Here is a 26,082-nt window from a genome sequence, read left to right as displayed (position 1 = left end):
AGATCGAGGCCATGACAGCCTCGATTTGAAACAAATTCAGCATACTGCTTCTTTAATTTGTAGTGAGCGGGCTTGCCCCGCGCTGGGCTGCGAAGCGGCCCTAAAAATCTTGGGAGCGCTTCGCACTCCAGCGCGGGCGGTGCGACGATTCGACAAGCCCGCTCACTACAAACAGCAACTAGCCCGGTACGCGGCGGATTTTAGCGCCGAGCATCTGCAGTTTTTCTTCGATGCACTCGTAACCACGGTCGATGTGGTAGATACGGTCGATCAGGGTGTCACCTTCAGCGATCAACGCCGAGATCACCAGGCTGGCCGATGCACGCAGGTCGGTGGCCATGACTGGCGCGCCCTTGAGCTTCTCGGTGCCCGTCACGATGGCGGTGTTGCCTTCTACCTGGATCTTCGCGCCCATGCGGTGCAGTTCGTACACGTGCATGAAGCGGTTTTCGAAGATGGTCTCGATCACGGCACCGGTGCCTTCGGCAATCGCGTTCAGAGAGATGAACTGCGCCTGCATGTCTGTAGGGAAGGCCGGGTACGGAGCGGTCCGCACGTTAACGGCTTTTGGCCGCTTGCCGTGCATGTTCAGCTCGATCCAGTCTTCGCCGGTGGTGATTTCAGCGCCAGCTTCGCGCAGTTTTTCCAGGACCGCTTCCAGGATGGTCGGATCGGTGTCCTTGACCTTGACGCGACCACCGGTAACGGCGGCAGCAACCAGGTAGGTACCGGTCTCGATGCGGTCAGGCATGACCTTATAGGTGGCGGTGTGCAGACGCTCTACACCATCAATGGTGATGGTGTCGGTACCAGCACCGGCTACCTTGGCGCCCATGGCGTTCAGGAAGTTGGCCAGGTCGACTACTTCAGGCTCGCGCGCGGCGTTTTGCAGGACGCTGCGGCCTTTGGCCAGGGCAGCGGCCATCATGATGTTCTCGGTACCGGTCACGCTGACGGTATCAAAGAAGAAGTTCGCGCCACGCAGGCCGCCTTCTGGTGCCTTGGCCTTGATGTAGCCGCCTTCAACGTCAATGACTGCGCCCATGGCTTCCAGGCCACGGATGTGCAGGTCCACTGGACGCGAACCGATGGCGCAACCGCCAGGCAGGGCGACTTCGGCTTCGCCGAAACGAGCAACCATAGGGCCGAGTACCAGAATCGACGCACGCATGGTTTTCACCAGTTCGTACGGGGCGATCAGGGTCTTGATGGTGCGCGGGTCGATTTCGACGGACAATTTCTCGTCGATCACCGGCTCAATGCCCATGCGACCGAACAGCTCGATCATGGTGGTGATGTCGTGCAGGTGCGGCAGGTTGGCCACGGTCACCGGGCCATCGCACAGCAGGGTCGCTGCCAGGATCGGCAAGGCAGAGTTTTTCGCACCGGAAATGCGAATCTCGCCATCAAGGCGGGCACCGCCGGTAATAATCAATTTATCCATAAGAATCTCGACGCCTTGGGGGCTCAGGTGCGCTCGGCCCAGGCCGCGCGGCTGAAAAATTTCATAGTGACCGCATGGATGCTGCCATCGGTGATCCACGGGTTCAAATGGGCATAGATCTGCTGCTGACGCTTGACTGGGCTCAATGCCGCCAGTTCATCGCTAATCACGTTCAGCTGGAAATTGCAGCCTTCGCCCTCAACTTCTACGCTCGTATCGGGCAGCTTTCCTTCGAGAAAGCTTTTAACTTCTAGGGCCTGCATGATCAACCTCTATCGGCGCCCAGTGCGCACGGGTCGCACATCATACAAAAAAGCCCCGCGCCTGCGAACCCCGCATAGCAGGACTCTGACGGGGGGCCTCACTGATAATGTGTATTAAGGATGCGCCAACAGCTCGGTCAGACCCGAAACTTCGGCAATTTCACGCATGTCTTCGGGCAAAGCCCGGATGCTGACCGGCTTTTTGGCCGCTTCGGCGTCACGCATGAAGCACAACAGCAACGACAAACCGACACTGCTGGACTTGGTCACCGCCGAGCAGTCGAGCACCAGCGCAGAAGCCGTGCTGGTCTTGATCAGCGCCTGACCCTGCTCGCGCAGGTCAGGCCCGGTGCGGTAATCCAGCACACCGCTGAGGAACAACTCGCCAGCGTCGCCGAGACGAACAGCCGACTCGGTCATTGCGCAGGCTTCCCGGCAGCTTTGTCGGTTTCTTCCTTGGCCTTGGCAACTTCACCGGCCCAACCATTGATGGTCTTGTCCAAGTCGTTGCCATTGCGCTGCATAGCGTCGGCGAACTGATCACGGAACAGCTTGCCAATGTTGATACCGTTGATGATCACGTTACGCAGTTTCCACTCGCCGTTGATCTTCTCCAGGGTGTACTGCACCGGGTAAACGGCGCCGTTGTTGCCCTTGACGCTCATGTTGACGCTGGTGCGATCACCGGATTCGTCACCGGCTGGAGCGACGGTAATACCCTGGTTGTTGTATTCCAGCAGGGCGTTGCCGTAGAACTGGAACAGGCCTTTCTTGAAGTTTTCCTGGAACGTCTGCATCTGCGCAGGTGTTGCCTTGCGCGAGTACTTGACGGTCATGATGCTGCGCGAAATACCCTCGGCGTCCACGACGGGGCCCACAATGGTATTGAGCGCGTCGTAAAACTTGCTCGGATCCTGCTTGTACTGTTCTTTATTGGCCTTCAGGTCATCCAGCATCTTGGTGGTGGTGTCCTGCACCAGTTCGTGCGCAGAACCTGCCGCGTTGGCCATCAAGGGCAGTGCTGCAAGCAGTACCAGCAGGCCACGTCGCAAGGTAGAGATCATGAACAGATTCCTCATTTGGCGTCTTTATTGACCGTATTGAGCAAAAATTTTCCGATCAGGTCCTCAAGCACCAGCGACGACTGCGTGTCGTGGATGGTCGAACCATCCTTGAGCAGGGCTGTTTCCCCGCCCACGCTGACACCGATGTACTTCTCGCCCAGCAGCCCCGCAGTGAGGATAGATGCAGTGGAGTCGGTCGGCAGATTATCTACCTTCTTGTCCAACTGCATGGTCACTCGCCCGGTGAAGCTGTCGCGGTCCAGATCGATTGCCGTGACCTTGCCGATGGTTACACCGGCCATGGTCACTTTAGCTCTGACAGTCAAACCGGCGATATTGTCGAAGTATGCGTAAAGTTTATAAGTATCGGCGGTGGGGCTGGCCGAAAGGCCGCTGACTCGAAGAGCCAGCAACAGTAAAGCCAGGATGCCAGCCAGCAAGAAAAGGCCGACACCGATTTCCACAGTGCGGTTTTGCATCAGAAATCTCCAAACATCAAGGCGGTCAAAATGAAGTCAAGGCCCAGTACTGCCAGCGAGGCGTACACAACGGTCTTGGTGGTGGCGCGACTGATCCCTTCTGAAGTGGGCTCACAGTCATAGCCTTGGAATACGGCGATCCAGGTCACTACAAAGGCGAAGACGATGCTCTTTATAACGCCATTGAGCACGTCACCGCTAAAGGTCACGCTGTTTTGCATGTTGGCCCAGTAGGAGCCGTCATAGACACCCAGCCAGTCTACCGCCACCCACGAACCACCCCAGATACCAACCACGCTGAAGATCATCGCCAGCAGTGGCAGGGAGATGAAGCCGGCCCACAGGCGCGGGGCAACAATGTATTTGAGGGGGTCCACGCCGATCATTTCGAGGCTGGACAGCTGTTCGGTGGACTTCATGTTGCCGATTTCGGCAGTCAATGCGGAGCCCGCACGACCGGCGAACAGCAACGCGGTCACCACCGGCCCCAGCTCACGCAGCAGCGTCAGGGCAACCATCTGCCCCACTGCCTGCTCCGACCCGTAGCTGGACAGGATATTGAAGCCCTGCAATGCCAGCACCATACCGATGAAGACCCCGGAGACCACGATGATCACCAGGGACATCACGCCCACCGAATGCAGTTGCTTGAGCAACAGGCCAAAGCCGCCACCAATGCCACCGCGGCCGAGCAAGGCGTGAAACAGGAAAATCGTCGAACGACCCAGCACCTCGACGATGTCGATGCCCGAGCGACCGAAAAGGCGAACCTTTTCGATAAGAGATGTCTTGCGCATCAGCGCTTCCCCAGAAGATCTGAGCGGTAATCCGCTGCCGGAAAGTGAAAAGGCACAGGGCCATCGGGATCGCCAGTCATGAATTGGCGAATGCGCGGGTTATCGGCGTTCATCAGCTCTTCGGGCGTACCCTGCCCCAGCACCTGGCCATCGCCGACTACATAGAGGTAATCGGCAATGCTCGCGGTTTCTGCGAGGTCGTGGGACACCACGATACTGGTGATGCCCAGGGCGTCGTTGAGCAGACGGATCAGGCGAACCAGCACGCCCATGGCGATCGGGTCCTGACCGACGAAGGGCTCGTCGTACATGAGAATCTGCGGATCGAGCGCAATGGCGCGCGCCAGGGCCACACGACGCTTCATGCCACCGGACAGTTCGTCGGGCATCAGGTCAATGGCACCACGCAAGCCCACGGCCTGCAATTTCAGCAACACAATGTCACGAATCATTTCATCGGACAGCTGGGTGTGCACCCGCAGCGGGAACGCCACGTTCTCGAACACATCGAGGTCGGTAAACAGCGCACCGCTCTGGAACAGCACGCCCATGTGCTTGCGCGCATCGAACAGATCGCTGCGCGACAGCGTCGGCAGGTTCTGGCCGTTGACCCACACTTCGCCGGCGCTGGGGCGCAATTGCATGCCCATCAGCCGCAACAGGGTGGTCTTGCCGCAACCGGACGGCCCCATGATGCCCGTGACCTTGCCACGGGGAATGCGAATATCGACGTTATTGAAGATGCTGCGCGTCCCGCGCTTGAAGGTCAGTCCCTTCAGCTCGACCGCGTAGGCGTTATCGGCACTCATCTAAACTCCTTGGGATGCAGCCTCTCACTCAGACACCACGCATGCGACAAACGTTTGCAACGGCGACGCATATAGATAGCCTCATGGGCTGGGCGGACCGAACTGGCGGCGAACTATATCACTGCTGGTACAACGCGCCCAAGGCCGGAACGGCGCTAGTTCAGTTTCAGGACAGGGAAAAAACGTTGCCGACTGTGTTACTGAGGATCGATCTCAGGAACCCAAAGAACAAAGCCTGACGAACTTGCGTGAGGGAATTGATCATTACCGCTATAATCGCCGACTTTTCGTCAGGCTATACGATTTCAGACATGAGCCAATCCAGCGACCTTATTCAATCCGCACAACGCACCATCCGCCTCGAAGTCGAAGCCGTAGAAGGCTTGCTGGCCCATATCGACGCAGATTTCGTACGCGCCTGCGAGATGATTCTGGCCAGCAAAGGCCGCGTTGTCGTGGTCGGCATGGGCAAATCGGGCCACGTCGGCAACAAGATCGCTGCCACCCTAGCCAGCACCGGGACCACCGCATTTTTTGTGCATCCCGCCGAGGCGAGCCACGGCGACATGGGCATGATCACCAAGGATGACGTCATCCTGGCACTGTCCAACTCTGGCACCACCAACGAAATCGTGACCCTGCTGCCGCTGATCAAGCGCCTGGGCATCCAGATGATCAGCGTCACTGGCAATCCAGAGTCGACACTGGCCAAGGCGGCCGAGGTGAATCTGAATGTTCATGTGGCCCACGAAGCCTGCCCGCTGAATCTGGCGCCGACTTCCTCCACCACCGCAGCCCTGGTCATGGGCGACGCCCTGGCCGTTGCGCTGCTTGAAGCCCGGGGCTTCACCGCTGAAGACTTTGCATTTTCCCACCCTGGTGGCGCACTGGGCCGCCGTCTGCTGCTGAAAGTGGAAAACGTCATGCACTCGGGCGATGAGTTGCCCCACGTCCAACGCGGCACGTTACTGAAGGACGCGCTGATGGAAATGACCCGCAAGGGCTTGGGCATGACCGTGATCCTGGAAGCTGACGGGCGTCTGGCCGGGGTATTCACTGACGGTGACTTGCGCCGTACCCTGGACCGCACCATCGATATCCATACGGCGACCATCGACGCCGTGATGACCCCGCACGGCAAGACCGCCCGCCCTGAAATGCTGGCAGCCGAAGCCTTGAAGATCATGGAAGACCACAAGATCGGCGCCCTGGTGGTGGTCGATAGCGACGACCACCCGGTCGGCGCCCTGAACATGCACGACTTGTTGCGTGCGGGAGTGATGTAAATGACCAGCGACCTGTTGCAACGCGGCAAGAACATCAAGCTGGCGATATTCGACGTTGACGGCGTGCTGACCGATGGTCGCTTGTACTTCCTCGAAGATGGCAGTGAATTCAAGACATTCAACACCCTCGACGGCCAGGGCATCAAAATGCTGATGGCTGCGGGCGTGCAGACCGCGATTATCAGCGGCCGGAAAACCCCCGTTGTGGAACGCCGCGCACAAAATCTGGGGATTCCTCACCTGTATCAGGGCCGCGAGGATAAACTGGTGGTTCTGGACGAGCTTCTTGGCCAACTCAACCTAAGCTATGAGCAGGTCGCCTACTTGGGCGATGATCTGCCCGACCTGCCGGTCATTCGCCGAGTGGGCCTGGGCATGGCCGTCGCCAATGCGGCGGCGTTTGTTCGCGAGCACGCCCATGGCATCACTTCTGCCCGTGGCGGCGAAGGTGCGGCCCGCGAGTTCTGCGAACTGATCCTGCGAGCCCAGGGCAGCCTTGAAGCGGCACACGCCGCCTACCTATAGAGCGTTTTATGCTGAGTAAAAAGATTCGCAACTTCCTGCTATTCGGGGTCATCGCCGCGCTGCTGCTCGCGGTGGGCTACTGGAATATCAGCCCGGGGCGCTTCCTCGACCAGCCTGCTGCACAGGTCGACGGAGGGGCTATCGACTATTACGCCACCAACGCCTATAGCGTGCAGTTCCTGCCCGACGGCAAGTTGCAGTACGAAATGACCTCGGACAAAGTCGAACACTTGAAGGCCACCGAAGTCACCCTGCTGACCAACCCGGACCTGAACCTGTACCGCGGCACCGAATTTCCGTGGCATGTCACCAGCAAGCGTGGCGAGGTGAACCCTGACGGCACCGAGGTAGAGCTGATCGACTCGGTACGCGTTGCACGCACGGACGCAAAAGACCGCGACACGGTGATTACCAGCAGTCGCATGACCGTATTCCCGCAGAAGCAATATGCGCAGACCGAGCAAGACGTTAGAATCGACGGCGCTGGCGGTGTATCGACTGGCAAGGGAATGAAAGCGTATTTGAAAGAAAGCAGGATACACCTGCTATCGAACGTAAGAGGACAGTATGAGGCTCGTTAAAACTCTCCCTATTTTGCTCGGTTTGGGCGCAGCACTGGGAAGCGTGAGCGCCTGGGCTCTGCCGAACGATAGCCAGCAACCGATCCACATCTCGGCTGACGATGCGCAACTCGATGACAAGCAAGGTGTTGCCACCTATACCGGCGGTGTGATCATCACCCAAGGGTCGATGAAAATCACCGGCAATACCGTGACACTGACGCGCACCCAAGCCGGTGATATCGACGTCGTGACCTCGGTTGGCAACCTGGCTTACTTCGAACAGAAGCAGTCCGCGACCGACACCGGCCCGATGAAGGGCTACGGCAAGACCATCCAGTATCACGCGCAGCAGAATCGCATTGTGCTGATCGACCAGGCCAAGGTGCTCAGCCCCGATGGCAACTCCACGGAAGGTGAAAAGATCACCTATGACACCGTGAAACAGATCGCCAACGCCGGCCGCGCCAATGGCAGCAAGGTGACCGCACCGCGTCCGCGTATCGACATGGTTATCCAGCCGAAGAAGAAGGCCGAGTAATGGCAACCCTGAAAGCCCAGCATCTGGCCAAGGCCTATAAAAGCCGTCAGGTCGTGCGCGACGTCAGCCTGTCGATCGACAGCGGCCAGATCGTCGGCTTGCTCGGCCCCAACGGCGCAGGCAAGACCACATGCTTCTACATGATCGTCGGCCTGGTCCAGGCGGATCAGGGTCGCGTACTGATCGACGACCTGGATGTCAGCCACCAGCCAATGCACGGTCGTGCCCGCGCCGGTATCGGTTATCTTCCGCAAGAAGCGTCGATCTTCCGCAAACTGTCGGTTGCCGACAACATCATGGCCATCCTTGAAACCCGCAAGGAACTGGACCGTGACGGCCGCCGCCAGGAACTGGAAAGCCTGCTGCAGGAATTCCACATCAACCACATTCGCGACAACCTTGGCATGAGCCTGTCCGGTGGTGAGCGGCGTCGCGTGGAAATCGCCCGTGCCCTGGCCACTGCCCCCAAGTTCATCCTGCTGGACGAACCGTTTGCAGGTGTCGACCCTATCTCGGTTGGCGATATCAAGCAGATCATCCATCACCTCAAGGCCAAGGGCATCGGTGTACTGATCACCGACCACAACGTGCGTGAGACCCTCGATATCTGCGAAACCGCTTATATCGTCAACGATGGACAACTGATCGCCGAGGGCGACTCCGCCACCATCCTGGCCAATGAACTGGTCAAGGAAGTGTACCTGGGTCACGAGTTTCGCCTGTAAACCCGCCTGTAATAACAAGGCGGTGGCAGGTCGTTTGCCCGATGCGCGGGAGTCAATAAGAACCTCCGGTTTTTTATTGTTACCGCGCTCTAGGCAAAGCCCTCGATATCAGGCATATAATTTGCTTATGTTTGGCGCTCACGCGCCCTGTCGTGGATGGCGCATTGCGCCGGCGAATAAGGTGTTAAGCCCCTGCCATGAAACCATCGCTAGTCCTGAGAATGGGCCAGCAGCTGACGATGACACCGCAGCTGCAACAGGCCATCCGCCTGCTCCAATTGTCGACCCTGGACCTGCAACAGGAAATCCAGGAGGCCCTGGAGTCCAATCCGATGCTCGAACGCCAGGAAGAAGGCGACGACTTCGATAACGCAGACCCGTTGGCCGACAACATCGAGCAAAAACCCAACGCGGACGTGCAGGAACCGTCCTATCAGGAAACTGCCCCTACGGTGGACAACCTGGAGGAAGGCGATTGGAACGAACGCATCCCCAACGAGCTTCCAGTAGATACCGCCTGGGAAGACGTCTATCAGACCAGCGCCAGCAGCCTGCCCAGCAACGACGATGACGAGTGGGACTTCACCACCCGCACCTCCGCCGGTGAAAGCCTGCAGAGCCATCTGCTGTGGCAACTGAACCTCGCACCGATGTCTGATACCGATCGACTGATCGCCGTCACCTTGATCGACTGCATCAACAACCAGGGTTACCTGGACGAGACGCTCGAAGAAATTCTGGAGGCTTTCGACCCGGAACTGGACATTGAGCTGGACGAAATTGAAGCGGTGCTGCACCGCATCCAGCAGTTCGAGCCGGCCGGCATCGGCGCCCGTACCCTGAGCGAATGCTTGCTGTTGCAACTGCGCCAGCTGCCCGCCAAGACGCCATGGCTCGCTGAGGCCCAGCGCCTGGTTACCGACTACATCGACCTGCTGGGCAGCCGCGACTACAGCCAACTGATGCGTCGCATGAAGCTCAAGGAAGACGACCTCCGCCAGGTCATCGAACTGGTGCAAAGCCTGAACCCGCGTCCGGGCTCGCAGATCGAGTCGAGCGAAGCCGAGTACGTGGTGCCCGATGTAATCGTGCGCAAAGACAACGAGCGCTGGCTGGTTGAGCTGAACCAGGAGTCTGTGCCGCGCCTGCGGGTCAACCCGCAATATGCCGGCTTTGTACGCCGGGCCGACACGAGTGCCGACAACACCTTCATGCGCAACCAGCTGCAGGAAGCCCGCTGGTTCATCAAGAGCCTGCAGAGCCGCAACGAAACCTTGATGAAAGTGGCCACCCAGATCGTCGAGCATCAGCGCGGCTTCCTGGAATACGGCGACGAAGCAATGAAGCCTCTGGTCCTGCACGACATCGCCGAGGCGGTAGGCATGCACGAATCGACAATTTCACGCGTGACCACGCAAAAATTCATGCATACCCCACGGGGTATTTATGAGTTGAAATATTTTTTCTCCAGCCATGTAAGCACCTCCGAAGGCGGCGAATGCTCGTCAACGGCGATCCGCGCGATCATCAAAAAACTGGTTGCTGCGGAAAATCAGAAAAAGCCGTTGAGTGACAGCAAGATCGCTGGTTTACTGGAGGCACAAGGCATTCAGGTCGCCCGTCGAACCGTCGCCAAGTACCGCGAATCCCTTGGGATCGCGCCTTCCAGCGAGCGCAAGCGTTTGATGTGACGGGCGGGCCACAGCGTTCCAGTGACGGGTATTCCTACCCGTCGCTTTATGCACTGGCAACGAAGGAGAAGCTGTATGCAAGTCAACATCAGTGGACACCATGTAGAAGTCACCCCTCCCCTGCGCGAGTATGTCGAGCTGAAGCTGAAACGCCTGGAGGGGCATTTTGACAAAATCACCAACGTGCAAGTCATCATGAAGGTCGACAAGCTTCAGCAGAAAGTTGAGGCGACCCTGCAGATTCCCGGTGGCGAAGTAGTCGCCAATGCCGAGCATGAGGACATGTATGCATCAATTGATGCCTTGACTGACAAGCTTGACCGCCAACTTAAAAAGCATAAGGAAAAGCAGCAGAGCCTTCTTAATGGCACTGGCCGCTAACACCCCCAACCCATGATCCGACTTGAAACCATCCTGACCCCCGGCCGTTCCCTCGTGAACGTGCCGGGCGGCAGCAAGAAGAAAGCCCTCGAACAAATTGCCAACCTGATCAGCAGCCAAGTGCCTGAGCTGGAGATGCAAGATGTCTTCGAGGCTCTGATTGCCCGTGAAAAACTCGGCTCGACCGGTTTTGGCAACGGCATCGCCATTCCTCACTGTCGCCTCAAAGGCTGCGAAACACCTGTCAGCGCCCTGCTGCACCTGGACGCCCCTATCGATTTCGACGCCATCGACGGTGCCCCGGTCGACCTGCTGTTTGTTCTGCTGGTCCCGCAGGCCGCCACCGATGCGCACCTGGAACTGCTTCGGCAGATCGCCAGCACGCTTGACCGCAAGGAAGTACGCGACAAACTGCGCAGTGCCAGCAGCAACGAGGCGCTGTACCAAGTTGTCCTGGATGAGCAAAACGGGCAGTAACCATGCGTTTGATCATCGTCAGCGGCCGCTCCGGCTCGGGTAAAAGCACCGCCCTCAACGTTCTTGAGGACAATGGCTTCTATTGCATCGACAACCTGCCTGCCGGCCTGCTGCCGGAGCTGGCGGAACGTGCTCTGATCCACACCGAACTGGCGCAACCCCTGGTTGCCGTTTCGATCGACGCCCGCAACCTGCCGAGCCACCTCTCGCGATTCCCGGAATTGCTGGAAGAAGTGCGCGCCAAGCACATCCATTGTGATGTGCTGTACCTCGATGCCGACGAAGAGACGCTGTTAAAGCGCTTCTCCGAAACCCGCCGGCGCCACCCGCTCAGCAGCCCCCACCGCTCCCTGGCCGAAGCCATCGAGGATGAAACCAAGTTGTTGGGGCCGATCATTGACCTCGCCGACCTCAAGATCAACACCACCAGCCTTAACCTGTATCAACTGCGCGATGCCATCAAGCTGCGCCTGCTGAATCAGCCGGAGCCTGGCACGGCGTTTCTTGTCGAGTCCTTTGGGTTCAAACGCGGCATGCCAGTGGATGCGGACCTCGTGTTTGACGTGCGCTGCCTGCCCAACCCTTATTGGAAACCGGAATTGCGTGACCAGTCAGGGCTGGATCTACCCGTAGCCGAGTACCTGGCCGCGCAGCCGGATGTGGAGGAGATGTTTCAGGACATCTCCAGTTACCTGCTCAAATGGCTGCCGCGCTTTGCCGCCAGCAACCGGGCCTATGTCACCATTGCCATTGGCTGCACCGGTGGTCACCACCGCTCCGTATACCTGACCGAGCGCCTGGGCCAGGTACTGCAACAAACCCTCAAGAACGTCCAGGTTCGCCACCGCGACCTCAGCTGAAAGGAACACCTTCGCGATGCCCGCTCTGGAAATTGAAATCATCAACAAGCTGGGCCTGCACGCCCGCGCCTCAGCCAAATTTGTCGGCGTTGCCGGGCAGTTCCCCTGTCAGATCAGGGCAGGGCGTACACCGGAAAGCATGGTCGATGGCAAAAGCATCATGGCAATGATGATGCTGGCGGCCGGTAAGGGCACCAAGATTCACTTGAAAACGGAAGGCGAACAGGAACAGGAAGCGATGGATGCCCTGGTGGCACTGATCAATAACTTCTTTGATGAGGGTGAGTAAACTCACCCTACAGGAGCGGGGTTAACCTAGCGCCGTATCCATCACCATCATCAAACAAAACCCGATACACAATCCCAGACTGGCGAGTTTTTCATGGCCATTGCGCCGTGACTCAGGGATGACCTCATGGGTCACCACCAACAACATCGCCCCAGCGGCCAATGCCAAACCCAAGGGCAACAGCACTTCAGCAAGGCTCACCAACCAGGCGCAGAGCACGGCAAACACCGGCTCCACCAAGCCTGACGCAGCGCCAATCAGAAACGCCTTGGCCCGCGACATGCCTGCCCCGGCCAACACCAACGCAATCACAAGACCTTCGGGCACATCCTGCAAGGCAATGCCCATGGCCAGGCTATCGGCATCCGGCATGCCACCGCCCGCCGAGACGCCAACCGCCATGCCTTCGGGGATGTTGTGGGCAATGATGGCGAACACGAACAGCCAGATTCGCGGCGGGATCACCGGTTTATCCGGCGTGCCCACCAACATTTCCGGACTGGCGCCGGAGACCTTGCGGTCAACCAGATACAGTCCGAATGCCCCTGACATGATGCCGAAACTAATCAACCCGCCCGCCCCCCAGGGCGTAAGCCCCAGGCTTTCGGCAGCGGCGATGCCTGGCACCACCAGCGAAAAGGCGGTGGCGGCCAACATCACGCCCGCCCCAAAGCCCAGCAAGGTATCGCTCACGGCCACCGGCATCCGCCGAATCACCAATACAGGAACCGCGCCCAGCGCGGTGCCGAGCGCGCAGATCGCACCGCCCTGCAAGGCGCGCAAGATACGCGGTTGCAGGTCCAGCCAGGCCAGCCCGTGGGCCACCAGCAATGCAGTACCTGCCAGTAGCAGCAGCGAGCCCAGTGCATAACGAAACATCCGCACGCTGCCGATCGCCAGTGTTTCAGTGCCCATAGTCGGCCTTAGATCTTGTTAAGGAGGTCAATGTCAGGCCAAAGCAGCCTGATAGCGTGCGGCAACTTCTGGCCAGTTGATAACACTGTAGAAGGCATTGATGTATTCCGGCCGGCGGTTCTGGTAGCGCAGGTAGTAAGCGTGCTCCCACACGTCGAGGCCGAGGATCGGCGTGTTGCCGTTCATCAACGGGCTGTCCTGGTTACCGCTGCTTTCCACGATCAGGGTCTTTTGCGGGGTAACGCTCAGCCAGGCCCAACCGCTGCCGAAGCGGGTCAACGCAGCTTTGGTGAAAGCCTCCTTGAAGCTTTCAAAACCACCGACTTGCTCGTCAATTGCCTTGCCCAGCGCGCCTTCAGGCTTACCGCCCCCCTGAGGTGACATCACCGCCCAGAACAGCGAGTGGTTAGCGTGGCCGCCACCTTGATTGATCACCGCTGCGCGCAGTTTTTCCGGCAGTTGCTGCACGCTGGACACCAGTTTTTCTACCGGCCAGTCGGCGAACTCGGTGCCCTCGACCGCGGCGTTAAGATTGTTGATGTAGGTCTGGTGATGCTTGGTGTAGTGAATTTCCATGGTTTGCGCATCGATATGCGGTTCCAGGGCATCGTAGGCATAAGGCAAGGCAGGCAAGGTGTAAGTCATATCAATGTACTCCGTATTGAGGCGTGGTCGGTTGCGCCGCAGTACCGCCCAGCAAGCGATGGGTGCGCGGGTATTCGCCGTGATCGCTGATGAAATTCAACAGTTCGACGTAAGTCTTGCTGCTCTGGCGCAGGGCCGCTTCCCGCAGTTGCGGGCTCAAGCGCGCGTCCTGCATGGTCTGCAGCAAGCGCTGGTGAATGGCGCAGAGGTACTCGGCGCTTTCCTCAGGCTGATTCAGGCGCAAGTGCAGATCCGCCAGGTTGTGATGTGAAATGACGCAGGCCGCCACTGCTTCGTCGGCATCTGCCCAGCGTTCGAACAACACTTGAGCCAGGGCCAGGGCTTGCAAATAGGCCTCGCGAGCGTCGACCAGTTCGCCCTGCATAAAGCAGCGATTAGCCCGTTCGATCGTGCGTTTCCAGTGCTCCATATGAGCCTCCAAAGCAGAGTCGGTGATTACACGCCGCCGGCCGTAAGCTTTTCCGGATCCAACAGGATTTCCAGTTGGCTACGGGGCAAGTCGGTGTGTTCAAGGGCGACATCAATCACAGGACGGCCTTGCTGATAGGCCTTCTTGGCGATTTCAGCAGCCTTTTGGTAACCAATGATCGGGTTGAGCGCGGTGACCAGAATCGGGTTGCGCGACAGCGCTTCCTTGAGCTTGGCCTCATTGACCTTGAAGCTGGCGATGGCTTTGTCCGCCAGCAGGCGACTGGCGTTGGCCAGCAGTTCGAGGCTGCTGAGCAGGTTCTGGGCGATGATCGGCAGCATCACGTTCAGCTCGAAGTTGCCGGATTGGCCGGCAACAGTGATCACCGTGTCATTGCCGATGACTTGGGCAGCCACCATGGCAGTCGCTTCCGGGATGACCGGGTTGACCTTGCCGGGCATGATCGAAGAACCCGGTTGCAGGCCTTCCAGCTCGATTTCACCCAGGCCGGCGAGTGGGCCGGAGTTCATCCAACGCAGGTCATTGGCGATTTTCATCAACGATACGGCGGTAGCTTTCAGTTGGCCGGAAACAGCCACGGCCGTGTCCTGGGAGCCAATCAGCGCAAACAGGTTTTTGCCCGGGGTGAATTTCACATCCGTCAGGCTGCTGAGCTGTTGACTGAAACGCGCCGCGAATTCCGGGTGCGCGTTGATCCCCGTGCCCACCGCAGTGCCGCCTTGGGCGAGGGCCTGCAGGCTTGGCAGCAGGTCTTGTAGATGACCGATATTGGCCTTGAGTTGCTGCGCCCAACCATTGAGTACCTGACTCATACGCACTGGCATGGCGTCCATCAAATGCGTGCGGCCGGTCTTGATGAACGGGTGGACTTCTTCAGCCTTATGCTCGATCACCTGCACCAGGTGCAACAGCGCCGGCAGCGTTTGCTCGTGCAATACCAGCGCCGCACTGACGTGGATGGTTGTAGGAATGATGTCGTTGCTGCTTTGGCCGCAGTTGACGTGATCGTTCGGGTTGACCGCCTCGCCGAGCAGACGGCTGGCGAGGGTCGCAATCACTTCGTTGGCGTTCATGTTGGAACTGGTGCCGGAACCGGTCTGGAAGATATCCACCGGGAAGTGCTGCATGAAGTCGCCTTCCAGCAGACCTTGGGCAGCATCGACGATGGCCTTGCCCTGCCCTTCGCTGATTTGCTTGAGGTCGATATTAACCTTGGCGGCAGCAACCTTTGCCAGGATCAGTGCGCGAATGAACTGCGCCGGCATGCGTTGGTGGCTGATCGGAAAGTTATTCACCGCGCGCTGGGTCTGTGCGCCATACAGTGCCTCGGCAGGTACTTGCAGTTCGCCCATGCTGTCGCGTTCGATACGGGTGTTAGGGTCTGCCATCACTTATTTCCTGTGTCGCGTTGAGGTCTGAAAGCGGGCCAGGCAAGGCGCAGTCCGCTGGTAATGGTTGTTCCCTTGCCAAGGACTGCAACGCAGCCTGGCCCGCTTTCAGACACAACCCGAAGGGCCGGGCCTGCAATCGCGCAGGCCCGGCGCGGCACAGGAAATAAGTGATGGCAGACCCTAATCATCGGAGGATCCTTGCACCAGGTCAGAAACAGAAAGGGAAGGCAGCAATTGGCAGGTCGCCAATTGCCAGGCAAAGGTCTGCCAGCGCTTGAGGCGACAGGCACAGTGGGAGAGTTTTTCCAGATCGCGCAGCGGGCGCCAAGCCTGGTCCAGGCAGGTGGATCGCCAATGCCACGGCAAGGCGATATCACTGGCGGTGTCGATCAACAGGCGGAATGACGTTTCGGCGATCGTCCAAGGATGGGTTGCGGTGCAACACGCCAGGTATCGACCCTCATTGAGGTAATGTTCGATCAGGCGAGGTTCATTGGGATCGAGGCCGCAGCGAATCTGACGACTCATCCAGCGCCAGCTTTCCAGATACGGATCCTCATGCAGGACAGAACTCATGATCCACACTCATTCGGTAATGATATTTATTATTAAATGATATTGAGAATCAAAGCAACGCTGACACAGTAATCCGTTTTCGAGAAGGCATAAAAAAAGCGCGCTACCGACGAGATAGCACGCTTTTTTTGTAACGCGTAGATCAGCTGCCGGCGACAGTCATCCGCTCGATCAATACCGAGCCTGTGCGGATATTACTGCGCAGTTCCAAGTCATTACCCACCGCAACAATCTGCTTGAACATATCGCGCATATTGCCAGCAATGGTCACTTCCTGGACGGCGAACTGGATCTCGCCGTTTTCCACCCAGAAGCCCGCCGCGCCACGGGAATAATCCCCGGTGACCATATTCAGGCCGTGGCCCATCAACTCGGTCACCAGCAGGCCACGTCCCATCCGCCGCAACAGCGCCGCCTGGTCTTCGTCGCCATGGGTCACGAACAGGTTATGCACGCCGCCGGAGTTGGCCGTGCTTGGCAGGCCGAGCTTGCGGCCTGAGTAGGTGCCCAACACGTAGGAAACCAACTCACCGTTCTCGACGAACGGCTTGGCATACGTGGCCAGGCCATCGCCATCGAACGCCGAGCTGCCCATGGCGCGCATCAAGTGTGGGCGCTCATCGATGGTCAGCCACTCGGGAAACAGCTTCTGGCCGATTGCACCTTCCAGGAACGACGACTTGCGGTACAGATTGCCGCCGGAGATCGCCCCCAGGAAACTGCCAAACAAACCGCCCGCCAACTCCGCCGAAAACAGCACCGGTACTTCGCAGGTAGGCACCGGGCGCGCACCCAGGCGGCTCGCGGCACGCTGTGCAGCGCGCTGGCCAATGCTGACCGGGTCGGCCAGCAATTCACCCTGGCGGCTCACGTCATACCAGTAATCACGCTGCATCTGGCCATTGGCCTCGGCAATCATCACGCAGCTGAGGCTGTGGCGAGTGGACGCATATCCGCCGATAAACCCGTGGCTGTTGCCGTATACGCGACAACCCTGGTGCGTGTTCAATGTGGTGCCATCTGCGTTCTTGATGCGGGCATCAGCGTCGAACGCGGCGGCTTCACAGGTCAGAGCCAGCTCAATGGCCTGCTCAGGCGTGATGTCCCAGGCGTGGAACAGATCGAAGTCCTTCAAGTCCTTGGCCATCAGCGCTTTGTCTGCCAGACCTGAGCTCTCATCTTCAGAGGTGTGCTTGGCAATCGCCAACGCGGCTGCAACCGTCTCGCGGATCGCTTCCGGGCCACTGGCAGAGGTACTGGCCGAGCCTTTGCGCTGCCCCGAGTACAAGGTGATACCAAAGCCTTGGTCGCGGTTGAATTCGACGGTTTCCACTTCCCGCTGACGCACCGACGTCGACAACCCTTGCTCCAGCGACACCGCGACTTCACAGGCGCTGGCCCCCTGGCGCTTGGCCTCGGCAAGGATCTGCTCGACTTGTTCCTGAAGTGCCGGTAACGCTTGCGGACCGACGCTTTGGGCTGCACTCATGGTTTTCTCCACTCAAATTCTGCTTTCGGTTAAGGCCATCGAGCGACCGGGCCGGACAAGCGGCCCCCGACTGGTTATCATGGCGGCGTTTCTTTGCGGACTGCCACCATGGTTGATTCTTACGACGACTCCCTCGATGGGGAGAAAAGCAAAACCCAGGTCAAACGTGAGCTGCATGCTCTGGTTGACCTTGGCGAGCGCCTTACAACGCTCAAGAAAGACTTGATTGCAAAACTGCCACTGACCGACGAAATGCGCCGGGCGCTTGCAGACGCACCCAAGCACACCGCGAATATCGCGCGTAAACGGCACATCATGTTTATCGGCAAGCTCATGCGCGATCAGGACACTGACGCCATTCTGGCCTTGCTCGATCAAACCGATGCCTCCACTCGCCAGTACAACGAACGTTTCCATAACCTGGAACGTTGGCGTGACCGCCTGATCTCGGGCGATGACGCCGTGCTGGAGAAATTCGTGTTGGACTACCCGGATGCGGACCGCCAGCAACTGCGCTCCCTGATCCGTCAAGCCCAGCACGAGCAGGCGCATAACAAGGCGCCAGCCACCAGCCGTAAAATCTTCAAATACATCCGTGAGCTGGACGAGACTCAACGCGGACTGCGTTGATGCCCTTCCCCGGGTGGCGATCTTCGCCACCCGAAGCTCCATCCCTTACGACCCCGTGCCACCCACGGTGATCGCATCAATTTTCAGCGTTGGCTGGCCCACACCGACCGGCACCGACTGACCATCTTTCCCGCACATACCCACGCCGCTGTCCAGCGCCAGGTCGTTGCCGACCATCGATACCTTGCTCATGGCTTCCGGCCCGTTACCAATCAATGTCGCCCCTTTGACCGGCGCGGTAATCTTGCCGTCTTCGATCAGATACGCCTCGCTGGTGGAGAACACGAACTTGCCGCTGGTGATATCCACCTGGCCGCCGCCGAGGTTGGCGCAGTAGATACCGCGTTTTACCGAGGCGATGATTTCCGCCGGGTCGCTTTCGCCACCGAGCATATAGGTGTTGGTCATGCGCGGCATCGGCAGGTGCGCGTAGGACTCACGGCGACCGTTACCGGTGCGCGCCACACCCATCAGGCGGGCATTGAGCTTGTCCTGCATGTAGCCCTTGAGCACACCGTTTTCAATCAAGGTGGTGCATTCAGTAGGTGTGCCTTCGTCATCGACGCTCAACGAGCCACGACGACCGGCCAAGGTGCCGTCATCGACAATGGTGCAGAGCTTGGACGCAACCATCTCGCCCATGCGCCCGCTGTAGGCAGAACTGCCCTTGCGGTTGAAGTCACCTTCGAGGCCGTGGCCCACGGCTTCGTGGAGCAACACTCCAGACCAGCCCGAACCCAGTACCACCGGAAGCGTACCCGCCGGGGCCGGAATGGCTTCCAGGTTCACCAGCGCCTGGCGCAGTGCTTCGCGGGCATAGCCCATCGCACGGTCTTCGGTGAGGAAATAACGGTAGTCCGTTCGCCCGCCGCCGCCATGCCCGCCGCGCTCGCGGCGACCGTTCTGCTCGACGATCACGCTGACGTTGAAGCGCACCAACGGCCGCACATCCGCCGCCAGGCCGCCGTCAGTGGACGCGACAAGGATTCGCTCCCACACACCGGCCATGCTCACGGTGACCTGTTGGATACGTGGGTCCAGGGCACGGGTGGCTGCGTCGATACGCTTGAGCAGATCGACTTTTTCCGCCCGGCTGATCACCTCAAGTGGGTTATCCGGCGCGTATAACTGGGCCACGTCCTGAGTGCTGAACGCCTGCACCGTGCCATTCTGGCCGGCGCGGGAGATCGAACGCGCCGCACGGGCGGCGAGGCCAAGCGCCTCCAGGGTGATTGCATTGCTGTAGGCAAAACCGGTCTTTTCACCGGATTGCGCCCGCACGCCGACACCCTGGTCGAGGTTGAAACTGCCTTCCTTGACGATGCCGTCTTCCAGGGCCCAGGATTCGGAAATCTGTCCCTGGAAATACAAGTCGGCGGCGTCGATGCCAGGCCCGGCGAGATCGCCCAGCACGGTTTGCAAGCTTTCGATGGTCACGCCACCGGGTGCCAGGAGGTGTTCACTGACTGAGGACAACAACTCGCTCATAGGTTTGGCCTTAAATTCATCGTTCTGAGGCAGGTCGCTGTGCGCCCTGCGAGAAAAAGCGCCGATGGTTGACCACCGGCATGCGCGCCCGTATCGACGCCTGTTCACTGCTATCGCGCTCGGCCAGCAACACCGCTTCGCCTTGATCCTGTTGTGTCAGCACACGCCCCCACGGGTCGACAATCGCGGCATGACCATGGGTTTCCCTTGGCCCCGGATGCACACCGCCTTGGGCGGCCGCCAGCACATAGCACTGGGTTTCAATGGCTCGCGCACGTATTAGCACATCCCAGTGCGCAGCACCGGTCACTGCGGTAAAGGCCGAGGGTGCGGTAATCAATTCAGCCCCCGCCGCACGCAGCTCGCTGTACAGCTCGGGAAAGCGCAGGTCGTAGCACACCGTCAGCCCCAAACGGCCGACCGGTGTGTCCGCCACCACCACATTGCTCCCGAAAGCATAGTCGTCGGACTCCCGATAGCGACCCCGGGCATCCGCCACATCCACATCAAATAAATGCAGCTTGTCGTAACGGGCGACGATTTCGCCGCGATCGTCGATCAGCAGTGAGCAGGCATTGGATTTGGCGTGGGGTTGACCGTCAGGCGGCAACGGCAATGTGCCAGCCACTATCCATAAGGTGAGGTCGCGGGCGGCCTGTTTCAACCATGGCAGGATCGGACCTTCGCCCAGAGCCTCGGCGCGACCGATGTCCGCCACGTCGCGGCGACCCATGGCGGCAAAGTTTTCCGGCAGCACCGCCAGCTTGGCCCCGCCCGTGGCGGCTTGTTCCAACAAGCGCCGAGCCTGGGCCAGATTGGCCAGCACGTCGCTCTGGCTGACCATTTGAATTACCGCGAAGGACATGGGCCGACACTCCGTATGGACATTCACCAAAAAAAAAGAGCCCCATGCTACTCCGCAGGCTCTCAGTTTGGTTTTTCAAATGGCTTGTCGAAGGTGATTTTTGGATCCTTCCACGGCCCTTCCACCTTGTATTGGACGCTGGCAAAACGCGAGACACGGTCACCGATCAGCTTGTCGATCAGGAACAACGCCCCGCCAATGGCGGGCGCGCCGACGATCAGCGCTGCGATCGGCAGGTTGTTGGTCACCGGCAATGTCACCAACAGCTTGGCATCGACGCGATCAGCCACCAGGTCCAAAGTACCGTTGAGTTCCAGGTTGCTCGACGGCCCGGTCAGCGTGATCGGCTCACGAGTGACGAACACACCATCGCTCGCTGCCAGCAGGCCTTTGACCCGGTCGTAACTCAACCCCTTGCCGAGCAGATCGGAGAAATCCAACCGCAGGCGGCGCCCGATGGAGTTGAAGTTGAGCAGGCCGAACACGCGCAGCGCCCGGGCACCCCCTTCCACTTCAACAAACTGGCCTTTGCGAAACGCTGCATCCAGGCTACCGGAAAAGCGCTTCGGCCCGACCCAAGCCGGCGAACCCGGCCAACGTCCGTCCACATCCAGATGGAAGTCTTCGCTGGTGACCGTGGGCGCATATCCCCAGCCCTTGAGCACATCGGCGATGTTCTTGCCGTCCAGACGGCCTTTGTACCAACTGCTGCTGGCCCCCGCAGCGCCTTCCCATCCGCCGGCGCCCTTGAGCTGCATGCCCTTCAGGCCCAGGTCCAGATCGCTGAAAGCCAGGCCTTTGGTGGTTGGACGGATTTTCAGCGACCATGCACCCACCAGATCGGGCCCCTGGAACAGTTGCGCAATGGCGATATCCAGCGCCGGAATGTCTTTTGGATCAATGCTGGCCAACGGGTCCGGCGCGTTTTCATCAGCCTGCACCGTCGGGTCCACCGCGGGTAATTTTACGTATTGCAGGTTGACTGCAATCGGCGCGCCCTTGGCATCCGGCAAGCTGACGCTGCCCTTGGCCTGCTGGCTGTCGAACTGCATGCCCCAGGCGGCGGGTTTTCGGTCCAACTGCAGACTGACCTGATCGAACTGAGTGCCCAAACCGGTGAGTTTGCCTATCTTGAAGTCGGCACCGCTGAGCAGTTGCTTTGCACTGCCACCCGGGTCGTTGCCGGCATACCGGTTGACCAGTTTTTTCCATGGGTCGATGTCCAGCTCCGAGAGCACCCCACGAATACGCAAGCCCTTGGCGGCGGGCAGCACGGCGTCGCCATCGCCGAGGAACAACTCGCCACGGCCATCATTGAATTTGTCCGGCGGCGCGGCAAAGGTGAAATTGGCAAGCTCGCCGTAATCAAACCAGTAGCGGCGCTCGGCGCCCTGCAAGGTCATGCGGAACACGCTGTCACGCCCCTGGCTGGCTGGCATGCCGAACGGCGCCGGCAGGTCCACTGCAACGCCCTTGAGGTTGGAGCTGACCATTAGTTGGCTGTCGGCACCGTCCAGGTTGAGTTGCAACTGGTACGGGATATCGCCGGACACCGGCAACGGCTGGCTGATTTTCAACCAATCCGTCAACCGCTTGACCGTCACCTGCCCCCTGGCGGCGACACGGGTGCTGATATTGCCCGGTTTGCCGTCGGCAAAAATCTGCGCAGTGATCGGCCGATCAAACGCCTGGGCCGTGATTTTCTCGCCACTCAGGCCCTTGGCACTGTCGAAGCGGAAGTTGCCCTTGAGCTGGGTCAGGTCAAGGGTTGGCTCAGCCAGTTGCAGGCGCGCATTGTCGGTCTGGAAATCCACCACGATCTTGGGCTCGATGCCTTTGGCCAGCGGAACGTCCAAGTCCAATTTGCCTTGCAGGTCACCTTCGCCTTTCCAGCCCGCGAAGGTGGAAGCAGTGCCAATCGGCGCTTCCTGGAGAATCTTCAGCCCATCACCCAAGCCGCCGGCAAAACCACCCGTGAGCAGCAGATGGCTTTCCTTGCCGGACGGTGCGTGGGGAATATTGACGTAGATGTCATTGACCTTGGTATCCAGCAGCTGACCCTTGCTGGCCAGGATGCGCACGCCGGTCTCTTCGACAAACACCTCACCCTTGACCTTGCTCACATGGGGCCAGCCCGGCTGGAACGCCAATTCGGCGTCATGCACCTTGAAGAACAAGCTGATGTTGCGCGCAGCCGGCAACGCGTCGTGGTTCAGCGAACCCTGGTACTGGAAGAAACCTTGATCCACCGCGCCCTTGAGAATCGCCGTGCGCAACCACTCATCCAGTGCTGGGCTCAACACCGCTGGCAGGTACTTGGCAGTGAAACGCCCATCGCCGTCGACCATGCCGACCCGCAGGTCCATATAGTCTTCCTGGCTGTGGTCGAAATGCAGGCGGATCAGGAAGTCCGCAGCGATCTTGCCCTCTTCTCCCAGCACCTTGATGTACGGGGCGATCAGGGTGAAGCCTTCTTTGTCCAGCTTCCAGGTCAGGCGCGCATTGGCCTGAAGGTACTGCCAGGGCTTGGCGAAGATTGGATCGAGATGCAGGGAAAAATCCTTGCTGTCCATGCGCAACTCGCCACCGCCAAGGTCCCCGCTGATGCTGCCGGACACGTTTCGCGCCGCCGGTGCGCCGAAATAGGCGTCGAAGCCGACCCGCTCAAGGTTGGCGGCAAAACTGACTTTTTGATCGGTGGTGTCCTCAGGGCGAAAATCCACCAGCACATTACGTAGCAGGCCGGTGGCCTTCAGATGTTCGAGGGTCTTGGCGAAACCTTCGGGCAGCGGCGCCAGGGCGTTGAGCAACGGCGTGATCGGGGTCAGGTCGAGGCGGTCCGCCTGCAGCTTCCAGACTTCCTGCGCCTTGTCGGTGGCCAGGGTCTGCTGCAATTGCAGGCGCGACTCCCAACGGGTTTCGCCCAGGCTCATCGCCAGCGAATCAAACAGCACCTTAAGGCCGGTATCACTGCGTTGCAGGTAAGCCGTGAGGGCAAGGTTTTCGATGTGCACCGGCTTGCGCTCGGCGTAGCGGCCCTTCAGCTGTGGCGAGTTGAGACGTACCACCGCATTTTGCACAGTGCCTTTGCTCCAGTTCAGCCAGAACTCACCGCCGGCCTTGAACTGCGAAAGTGTCCACTGCTGGGTCAGCCTGGCCGGGATCCACTTGGCCCAGTCGCTCTGCGGCAGGCTGAGGTAGGCCTGAATCTCAGCGTCCTTCCATTGACTGGCACGAATGCGGCTGCGCAGGCTGAGCGCCAGGGGCTGGCCGTCCGGCAAGGTCAGGCGTGCGTCCAGGCGTTGACGGGTGATGCCGGTGTGCAAGCTCAGGCCCACGTAGGTCAATGTGACCGGTGCCTGATCGAACGGTTGCAAGGTGACCTGGCTGTCGAGCAAGGACACGCGCTTGACCATCTGCATGCGCTTGAGTAACTGCTGCGGATCCAGCGGCTGATCGTCCTGCACCGGCAGGCCCTGAAGCGCCCATTGGCCGTCCTTGTCTTCCTTGGCGCTCAGTTGCAGGCCACTGACCTGCAGGTGCGAAAGACGCACCTCACGCGCCATCAGGCTGTCCCAGATAGCCGGCACCACCTCGACCTGATCCAGGCGCAAGGCGCTGCTGCCCTCGCCGACCATCACATCATGGGCCAGCAGCACCGGTGCAAAACCGCTCCAGCGCCCTTCAAGGCTGCCGATGTGCAGTGGCATGCCCACCGCCGCCTGGGCCTTGGCTTCGACTTCGGCGCGGTATTCAGCCACCAGCGGGGTCAATTCACGACCCAGGCTCACATACACCGCAGCCAATACCAGCAGCAAGGCACAGAGGCCCAGGCCCCAACGGGTCAAAGCGGCAAAAAAGCGTATCAGACGCTCCATGTCAGGCGACCCTCAAGGCAGTAGGCGGACGGCAGATCAAGGTCTGCCCGTCTCGAAGAAAGAAAGCGAATGGGGATCAGAGCAGCACCACGTCGTATTGTTCCTGGGAATACATGGTTTCAACCTGGAAACGGATCGTGCGGCCGATAAACCCCTCCAGCTCGGCAACGTTACCGGACTCTTCGTCCAGCAGGCGATCGACCACTTTCTGGTTGGCGAGGACTCTATAACCTTCAGCCTGATAAGCCCGTGCCTCCCGTAAGATTTCCCGGAAAATCTCGTAGCAAACCGTTTCGGGGGTCTTCAACTTACCGCGACCCTGGCAACTGCTGCACGGCTCGCACAGCACCTGCTCCAGGCTTTCGCGGGTGCGCTTGCGGGTCATCTGCACCAGGCCCAGCTCGGTTATACCGATGATGTTGGTCTTGGCGTGATCGCGCTCCAGTTGTTTTTCCAGGGTGCGCAGCACCTGACGCTGGTGATCTTCGTCTTCCATATCGATGAAGTCGATGATGATGATGCCGCCCAGGTTGCGCAGGCGCAGTTGGCGCGCAATCGCGGTGGCCGCTTCGAGGTTGGTCTTGAAGATTGTCTCTTCGAGGTTGCGATGACCAACGAAAGCGCCCGTGTTGACGTCGATGGTGGTCATGGCTTCCGCCGGGTCTACCACCAGATAGCCGCCGGACTTGAGCGGCACCTTGCGTTCCAGGGCTTTCTGGATTTCGTCTTCGACGCCATACAGGTCGAAGATCGGCCGCTCGCCGGGGTAGTGTTCCAGGCGGTCGGCAATTTCCGGCATCAGCTCGGCCACAAATTGCGTGGTTCGCTGGAAGGTTTCCCGCGAGTCGATGCGGATTTTCTCAATCTTGGGGCTGACCAGATCGCGCAATGTGCGCAGGGCCAGGCCCAGGTCCTCATAGATGACACTTGGCGCGCCGATGGTCTTGATCTGCGCGCCGATCTGGTCCCACAGGCGCCGCAGGTAACGGATGTCCATCAGGATTTCATCAGCACCCGCGCCTTCAGCGGCAGTACGCAGGATGAAACCGCCGGCCTCCTTGATGCCTTCGGCGGCCACGCAGTCGCTGACCACCTTTTTCAGGCGTTCGCGCTCCGCTTCATCTTCGATTTTCAGGGAAATGCCGACGTGGGCGGTACGCGGCATATACACCAGGTAACGCGACGGAATCGACAACTGGGTGGTCAGGCGTGCGCCTTTGGAACCGATGGGGTCCTTGGTGACTTGCACCACCAGGCTCTGCCCTTCATGCACCAGGGCGCTGATGCTTTCTACCGTCGGCCCTTCACGCAGGGAAATTTCCGAAGCATGGATAAACGCAGCGCGGTCCAGGCCGATGTCGACGAATGCCGCCTGCATCCCCGGCAATACCCGCACGACTTTGCCTTTATAGATATTGCCCACGATCCCGCGCTTTTGGGTGCGCTCGACGTGCACTTCTTGCAGAACACCGTTCTCTACCACCGCCACGCGCGATTCCATCGGCGTGATATTGATCAGAATCTCTTCACTCATGGCTGGGTCTCGTTCAGGCGTTTTCACAA

General features: G+C 59.5%; 28 protein-coding genes. 11 read left to right on the top strand and 17 right to left on the bottom strand.

The features are described 5' to 3' along the window. Positions 1-178 precede the first annotated feature (178 nt). The 7 genes from murA to AOA60_RS28135 form a co-directional block, all read right to left on the bottom strand. Positions 179-1,444 carry a UDP-N-acetylglucosamine 1-carboxyvinyltransferase gene (murA, locus tag AOA60_RS28165; protein ID WP_099587129.1) on the bottom strand — a complete coding sequence of 422 codons (1,266 nt, stop codon included), beginning with the start codon at positions 1,442-1,444 and terminating at the stop codon, positions 179-181. A gap of 23 nt (positions 1,445-1,467) precedes the next feature. Beyond that, complete coding sequence (locus tag AOA60_RS28160) at positions 1,468-1,707, bottom strand: BolA family protein (protein WP_099587128.1); 240 nt, start codon at positions 1,705-1,707, stop codon at positions 1,468-1,470. A 114-nt stretch (positions 1,708-1,821) separates the two neighbouring features. After that, positions 1,822-2,127, bottom strand: coding sequence for a lipid asymmetry maintenance protein MlaB (locus tag AOA60_RS28155; protein WP_099587127.1), 306 nt, complete (start codon positions 2,125-2,127; stop codon positions 1,822-1,824). Then, complete coding sequence (locus AOA60_RS28150; protein WP_099587126.1) at positions 2,124-2,771, bottom strand: phospholipid-binding protein MlaC; 648 nt, start codon at positions 2,769-2,771, stop codon at positions 2,124-2,126. The genes AOA60_RS28155 and AOA60_RS28150 overlap by 4 nt, the downstream gene beginning before the upstream one ends. 11 nt (positions 2,772-2,782) lie before the next feature. Beyond that, the gene (gene mlaD / locus AOA60_RS28145; RefSeq protein WP_003171814.1) at positions 2,783-3,250 is read right to left on the bottom strand and encodes an outer membrane lipid asymmetry maintenance protein MlaD; all 468 of its coding nucleotides are present in this window, start codon (positions 3,248-3,250) and stop codon (positions 2,783-2,785) included. Then, positions 3,250-4,047, bottom strand: a complete 798-nt coding sequence (mlaE, locus tag AOA60_RS28140; protein ID WP_099587125.1) for a lipid asymmetry maintenance ABC transporter permease subunit MlaE — start codon at positions 4,045-4,047, stop codon at positions 3,250-3,252. The genes mlaD and mlaE overlap by 1 nt, the downstream gene beginning before the upstream one ends. Then, entirely contained in the window at positions 4,047-4,856 is an 810-nt protein-coding gene (locus AOA60_RS28135; RefSeq protein ID WP_003171811.1) for an ATP-binding cassette domain-containing protein, read from the bottom strand. The genes mlaE and AOA60_RS28135 overlap by 1 nt, the downstream gene beginning before the upstream one ends. Positions 4,857-5,167: 311 nt before the next feature. Here AOA60_RS28135 and AOA60_RS28130 point away from each other — a divergent pair, with 311 nt between their 5' ends. From AOA60_RS28130 to AOA60_RS28085, 10 genes are all read left to right on the top strand, one after another. Continuing rightward, a complete protein-coding gene (locus AOA60_RS28130) occupies positions 5,168-6,142 on the top strand; it encodes a KpsF/GutQ family sugar-phosphate isomerase (protein WP_099587124.1) in 975 nt (324 codons plus the stop codon). Beyond that, complete coding sequence (locus AOA60_RS28125; RefSeq protein WP_058414321.1) at positions 6,143-6,667, top strand: HAD family hydrolase; 525 nt, start codon at positions 6,143-6,145, stop codon at positions 6,665-6,667. It abuts the gene before it with no gap. 8 nt (positions 6,668-6,675) lie between these two features. Beyond that, on the top strand, positions 6,676-7,248 hold the full coding sequence (gene lptC / locus AOA60_RS28120; RefSeq protein ID WP_099587123.1) for an LPS export ABC transporter periplasmic protein LptC: 573 nt from the start codon (positions 6,676-6,678) through the stop codon (positions 7,246-7,248). After that, positions 7,235-7,768 (top strand): lipopolysaccharide transport periplasmic protein LptA, encoded by a 534-nt coding sequence (gene lptA, locus AOA60_RS28115; protein WP_027604809.1) that lies wholly within the window; start codon positions 7,235-7,237, stop codon positions 7,766-7,768. The genes lptC and lptA overlap by 14 nt, the downstream gene beginning before the upstream one ends. Continuing rightward, positions 7,768-8,493 (top strand): LPS export ABC transporter ATP-binding protein, encoded by a 726-nt coding sequence (gene lptB, locus AOA60_RS28110; protein ID WP_004372092.1) that lies wholly within the window; start codon positions 7,768-7,770, stop codon positions 8,491-8,493. The genes lptA and lptB overlap by 1 nt, the downstream gene beginning before the upstream one ends. A gap of 197 nt (positions 8,494-8,690) precedes the next feature. After that, the gene (locus AOA60_RS28105) at positions 8,691-10,184 is read left to right on the top strand and encodes an RNA polymerase factor sigma-54 (protein WP_099587122.1); all 1,494 of its coding nucleotides are present in this window, start codon (positions 8,691-8,693) and stop codon (positions 10,182-10,184) included. A 75-nt stretch (positions 10,185-10,259) separates the two neighbouring features. Next, positions 10,260-10,565, top strand: a complete 306-nt coding sequence (raiA, locus tag AOA60_RS28100; RefSeq protein WP_099587121.1) for a ribosome-associated translation inhibitor RaiA — start codon at positions 10,260-10,262, stop codon at positions 10,563-10,565. 12 nt (positions 10,566-10,577) lie between these two features. Next, entirely contained in the window at positions 10,578-11,042 is a 465-nt protein-coding gene (gene ptsN, locus AOA60_RS28095; protein WP_099587120.1) for a PTS IIA-like nitrogen regulatory protein PtsN, read from the top strand. Between the two features lie 2 nt (positions 11,043-11,044). Next, positions 11,045-11,902 (top strand): RNase adapter RapZ, encoded by an 858-nt coding sequence (gene rapZ, locus AOA60_RS28090; protein WP_099587119.1) that lies wholly within the window; start codon positions 11,045-11,047, stop codon positions 11,900-11,902. A 16-nt stretch (positions 11,903-11,918) separates the two neighbouring features. Then, positions 11,919-12,191 (top strand): HPr family phosphocarrier protein, encoded by a 273-nt coding sequence (locus AOA60_RS28085; RefSeq protein ID WP_003216108.1) that lies wholly within the window; start codon positions 11,919-11,921, stop codon positions 12,189-12,191. A gap of 21 nt (positions 12,192-12,212) precedes the next feature. Here AOA60_RS28085 and AOA60_RS28080 read toward each other — a convergent pair whose 3' ends face one another. The 6 genes from AOA60_RS28080 to pmbA form a co-directional block, all read right to left on the bottom strand. Then, complete coding sequence (locus AOA60_RS28080; RefSeq protein ID WP_099587118.1) at positions 12,213-13,106, bottom strand: ZIP family metal transporter; 894 nt, start codon at positions 13,104-13,106, stop codon at positions 12,213-12,215. 33 nt (positions 13,107-13,139) lie between these two features. Beyond that, a complete protein-coding gene (locus AOA60_RS28075) occupies positions 13,140-13,751 on the bottom strand; it encodes a superoxide dismutase (RefSeq protein WP_099587117.1) in 612 nt (203 codons plus the stop codon). Position 13,752: 1 nt separating this feature from the next. Further along, on the bottom strand, positions 13,753-14,181 hold the full coding sequence (locus tag AOA60_RS28070; protein ID WP_099587116.1) for a hypothetical protein: 429 nt from the start codon (positions 14,179-14,181) through the stop codon (positions 13,753-13,755). 26 nt (positions 14,182-14,207) lie between these two features. Then, positions 14,208-15,590: an aspartate ammonia-lyase gene (locus AOA60_RS28065; protein WP_099587115.1), complete on the bottom strand. Its 1,383-nt coding sequence runs from the start codon at positions 15,588-15,590 to the stop codon at positions 14,208-14,210. 183 nt (positions 15,591-15,773) lie between these two features. Beyond that, complete coding sequence (locus tag AOA60_RS28060; RefSeq protein WP_099587114.1) at positions 15,774-16,169, bottom strand: FagA protein; 396 nt, start codon at positions 16,167-16,169, stop codon at positions 15,774-15,776. 142 nt (positions 16,170-16,311) lie between these two features. After that, entirely contained in the window at positions 16,312-17,658 is a 1,347-nt protein-coding gene (gene pmbA, locus AOA60_RS28055) for a metalloprotease PmbA (protein ID WP_099587113.1), read from the bottom strand. Positions 17,659-17,766: 108 nt separating this feature from the next. Here pmbA and yjgA point away from each other — a divergent pair, with 108 nt between their 5' ends. Continuing rightward, the gene (yjgA, locus tag AOA60_RS28050; protein WP_017138246.1) at positions 17,767-18,288 is read left to right on the top strand and encodes a ribosome biogenesis factor YjgA; all 522 of its coding nucleotides are present in this window, start codon (positions 17,767-17,769) and stop codon (positions 18,286-18,288) included. Between the two features lie 45 nt (positions 18,289-18,333). On the opposite strand, the gene tldD is transcribed toward yjgA, so the two are convergent. The 4 genes from tldD to rng form a co-directional block, all read right to left on the bottom strand. Further along, the gene (tldD, locus tag AOA60_RS28045) at positions 18,334-19,776 is read right to left on the bottom strand and encodes a metalloprotease TldD (RefSeq protein ID WP_099587112.1); all 1,443 of its coding nucleotides are present in this window, start codon (positions 19,774-19,776) and stop codon (positions 18,334-18,336) included. A gap of 16 nt (positions 19,777-19,792) precedes the next feature. Further along, entirely contained in the window at positions 19,793-20,641 is an 849-nt protein-coding gene (locus AOA60_RS28040; RefSeq protein ID WP_099587111.1) for a carbon-nitrogen hydrolase family protein, read from the bottom strand. A gap of 62 nt (positions 20,642-20,703) precedes the next feature. Continuing rightward, on the bottom strand, positions 20,704-24,519 hold the full coding sequence (locus AOA60_RS28035; RefSeq protein WP_099587110.1) for a YhdP family protein: 3,816 nt from the start codon (positions 24,517-24,519) through the stop codon (positions 20,704-20,706). A 76-nt stretch (positions 24,520-24,595) separates the two neighbouring features. Then, on the bottom strand, positions 24,596-26,053 hold the full coding sequence (gene rng, locus AOA60_RS28030) for a ribonuclease G (protein WP_099587109.1): 1,458 nt from the start codon (positions 26,051-26,053) through the stop codon (positions 24,596-24,598). Between the last annotated feature and the right edge of the window lie 29 nt (positions 26,054-26,082).

It is taken from the genome of Pseudomonas sp. 2822-17 (assembly GCF_002742485.1).
Lineage (GTDB): Bacteria > Pseudomonadota > Gammaproteobacteria > Pseudomonadales > Pseudomonadaceae > Aquipseudomonas > Aquipseudomonas cyclaminis.
The sequence above is the reverse complement of the archived record's forward strand: the minus strand, read 5'-3'. Positions and strand labels throughout refer to the sequence as shown.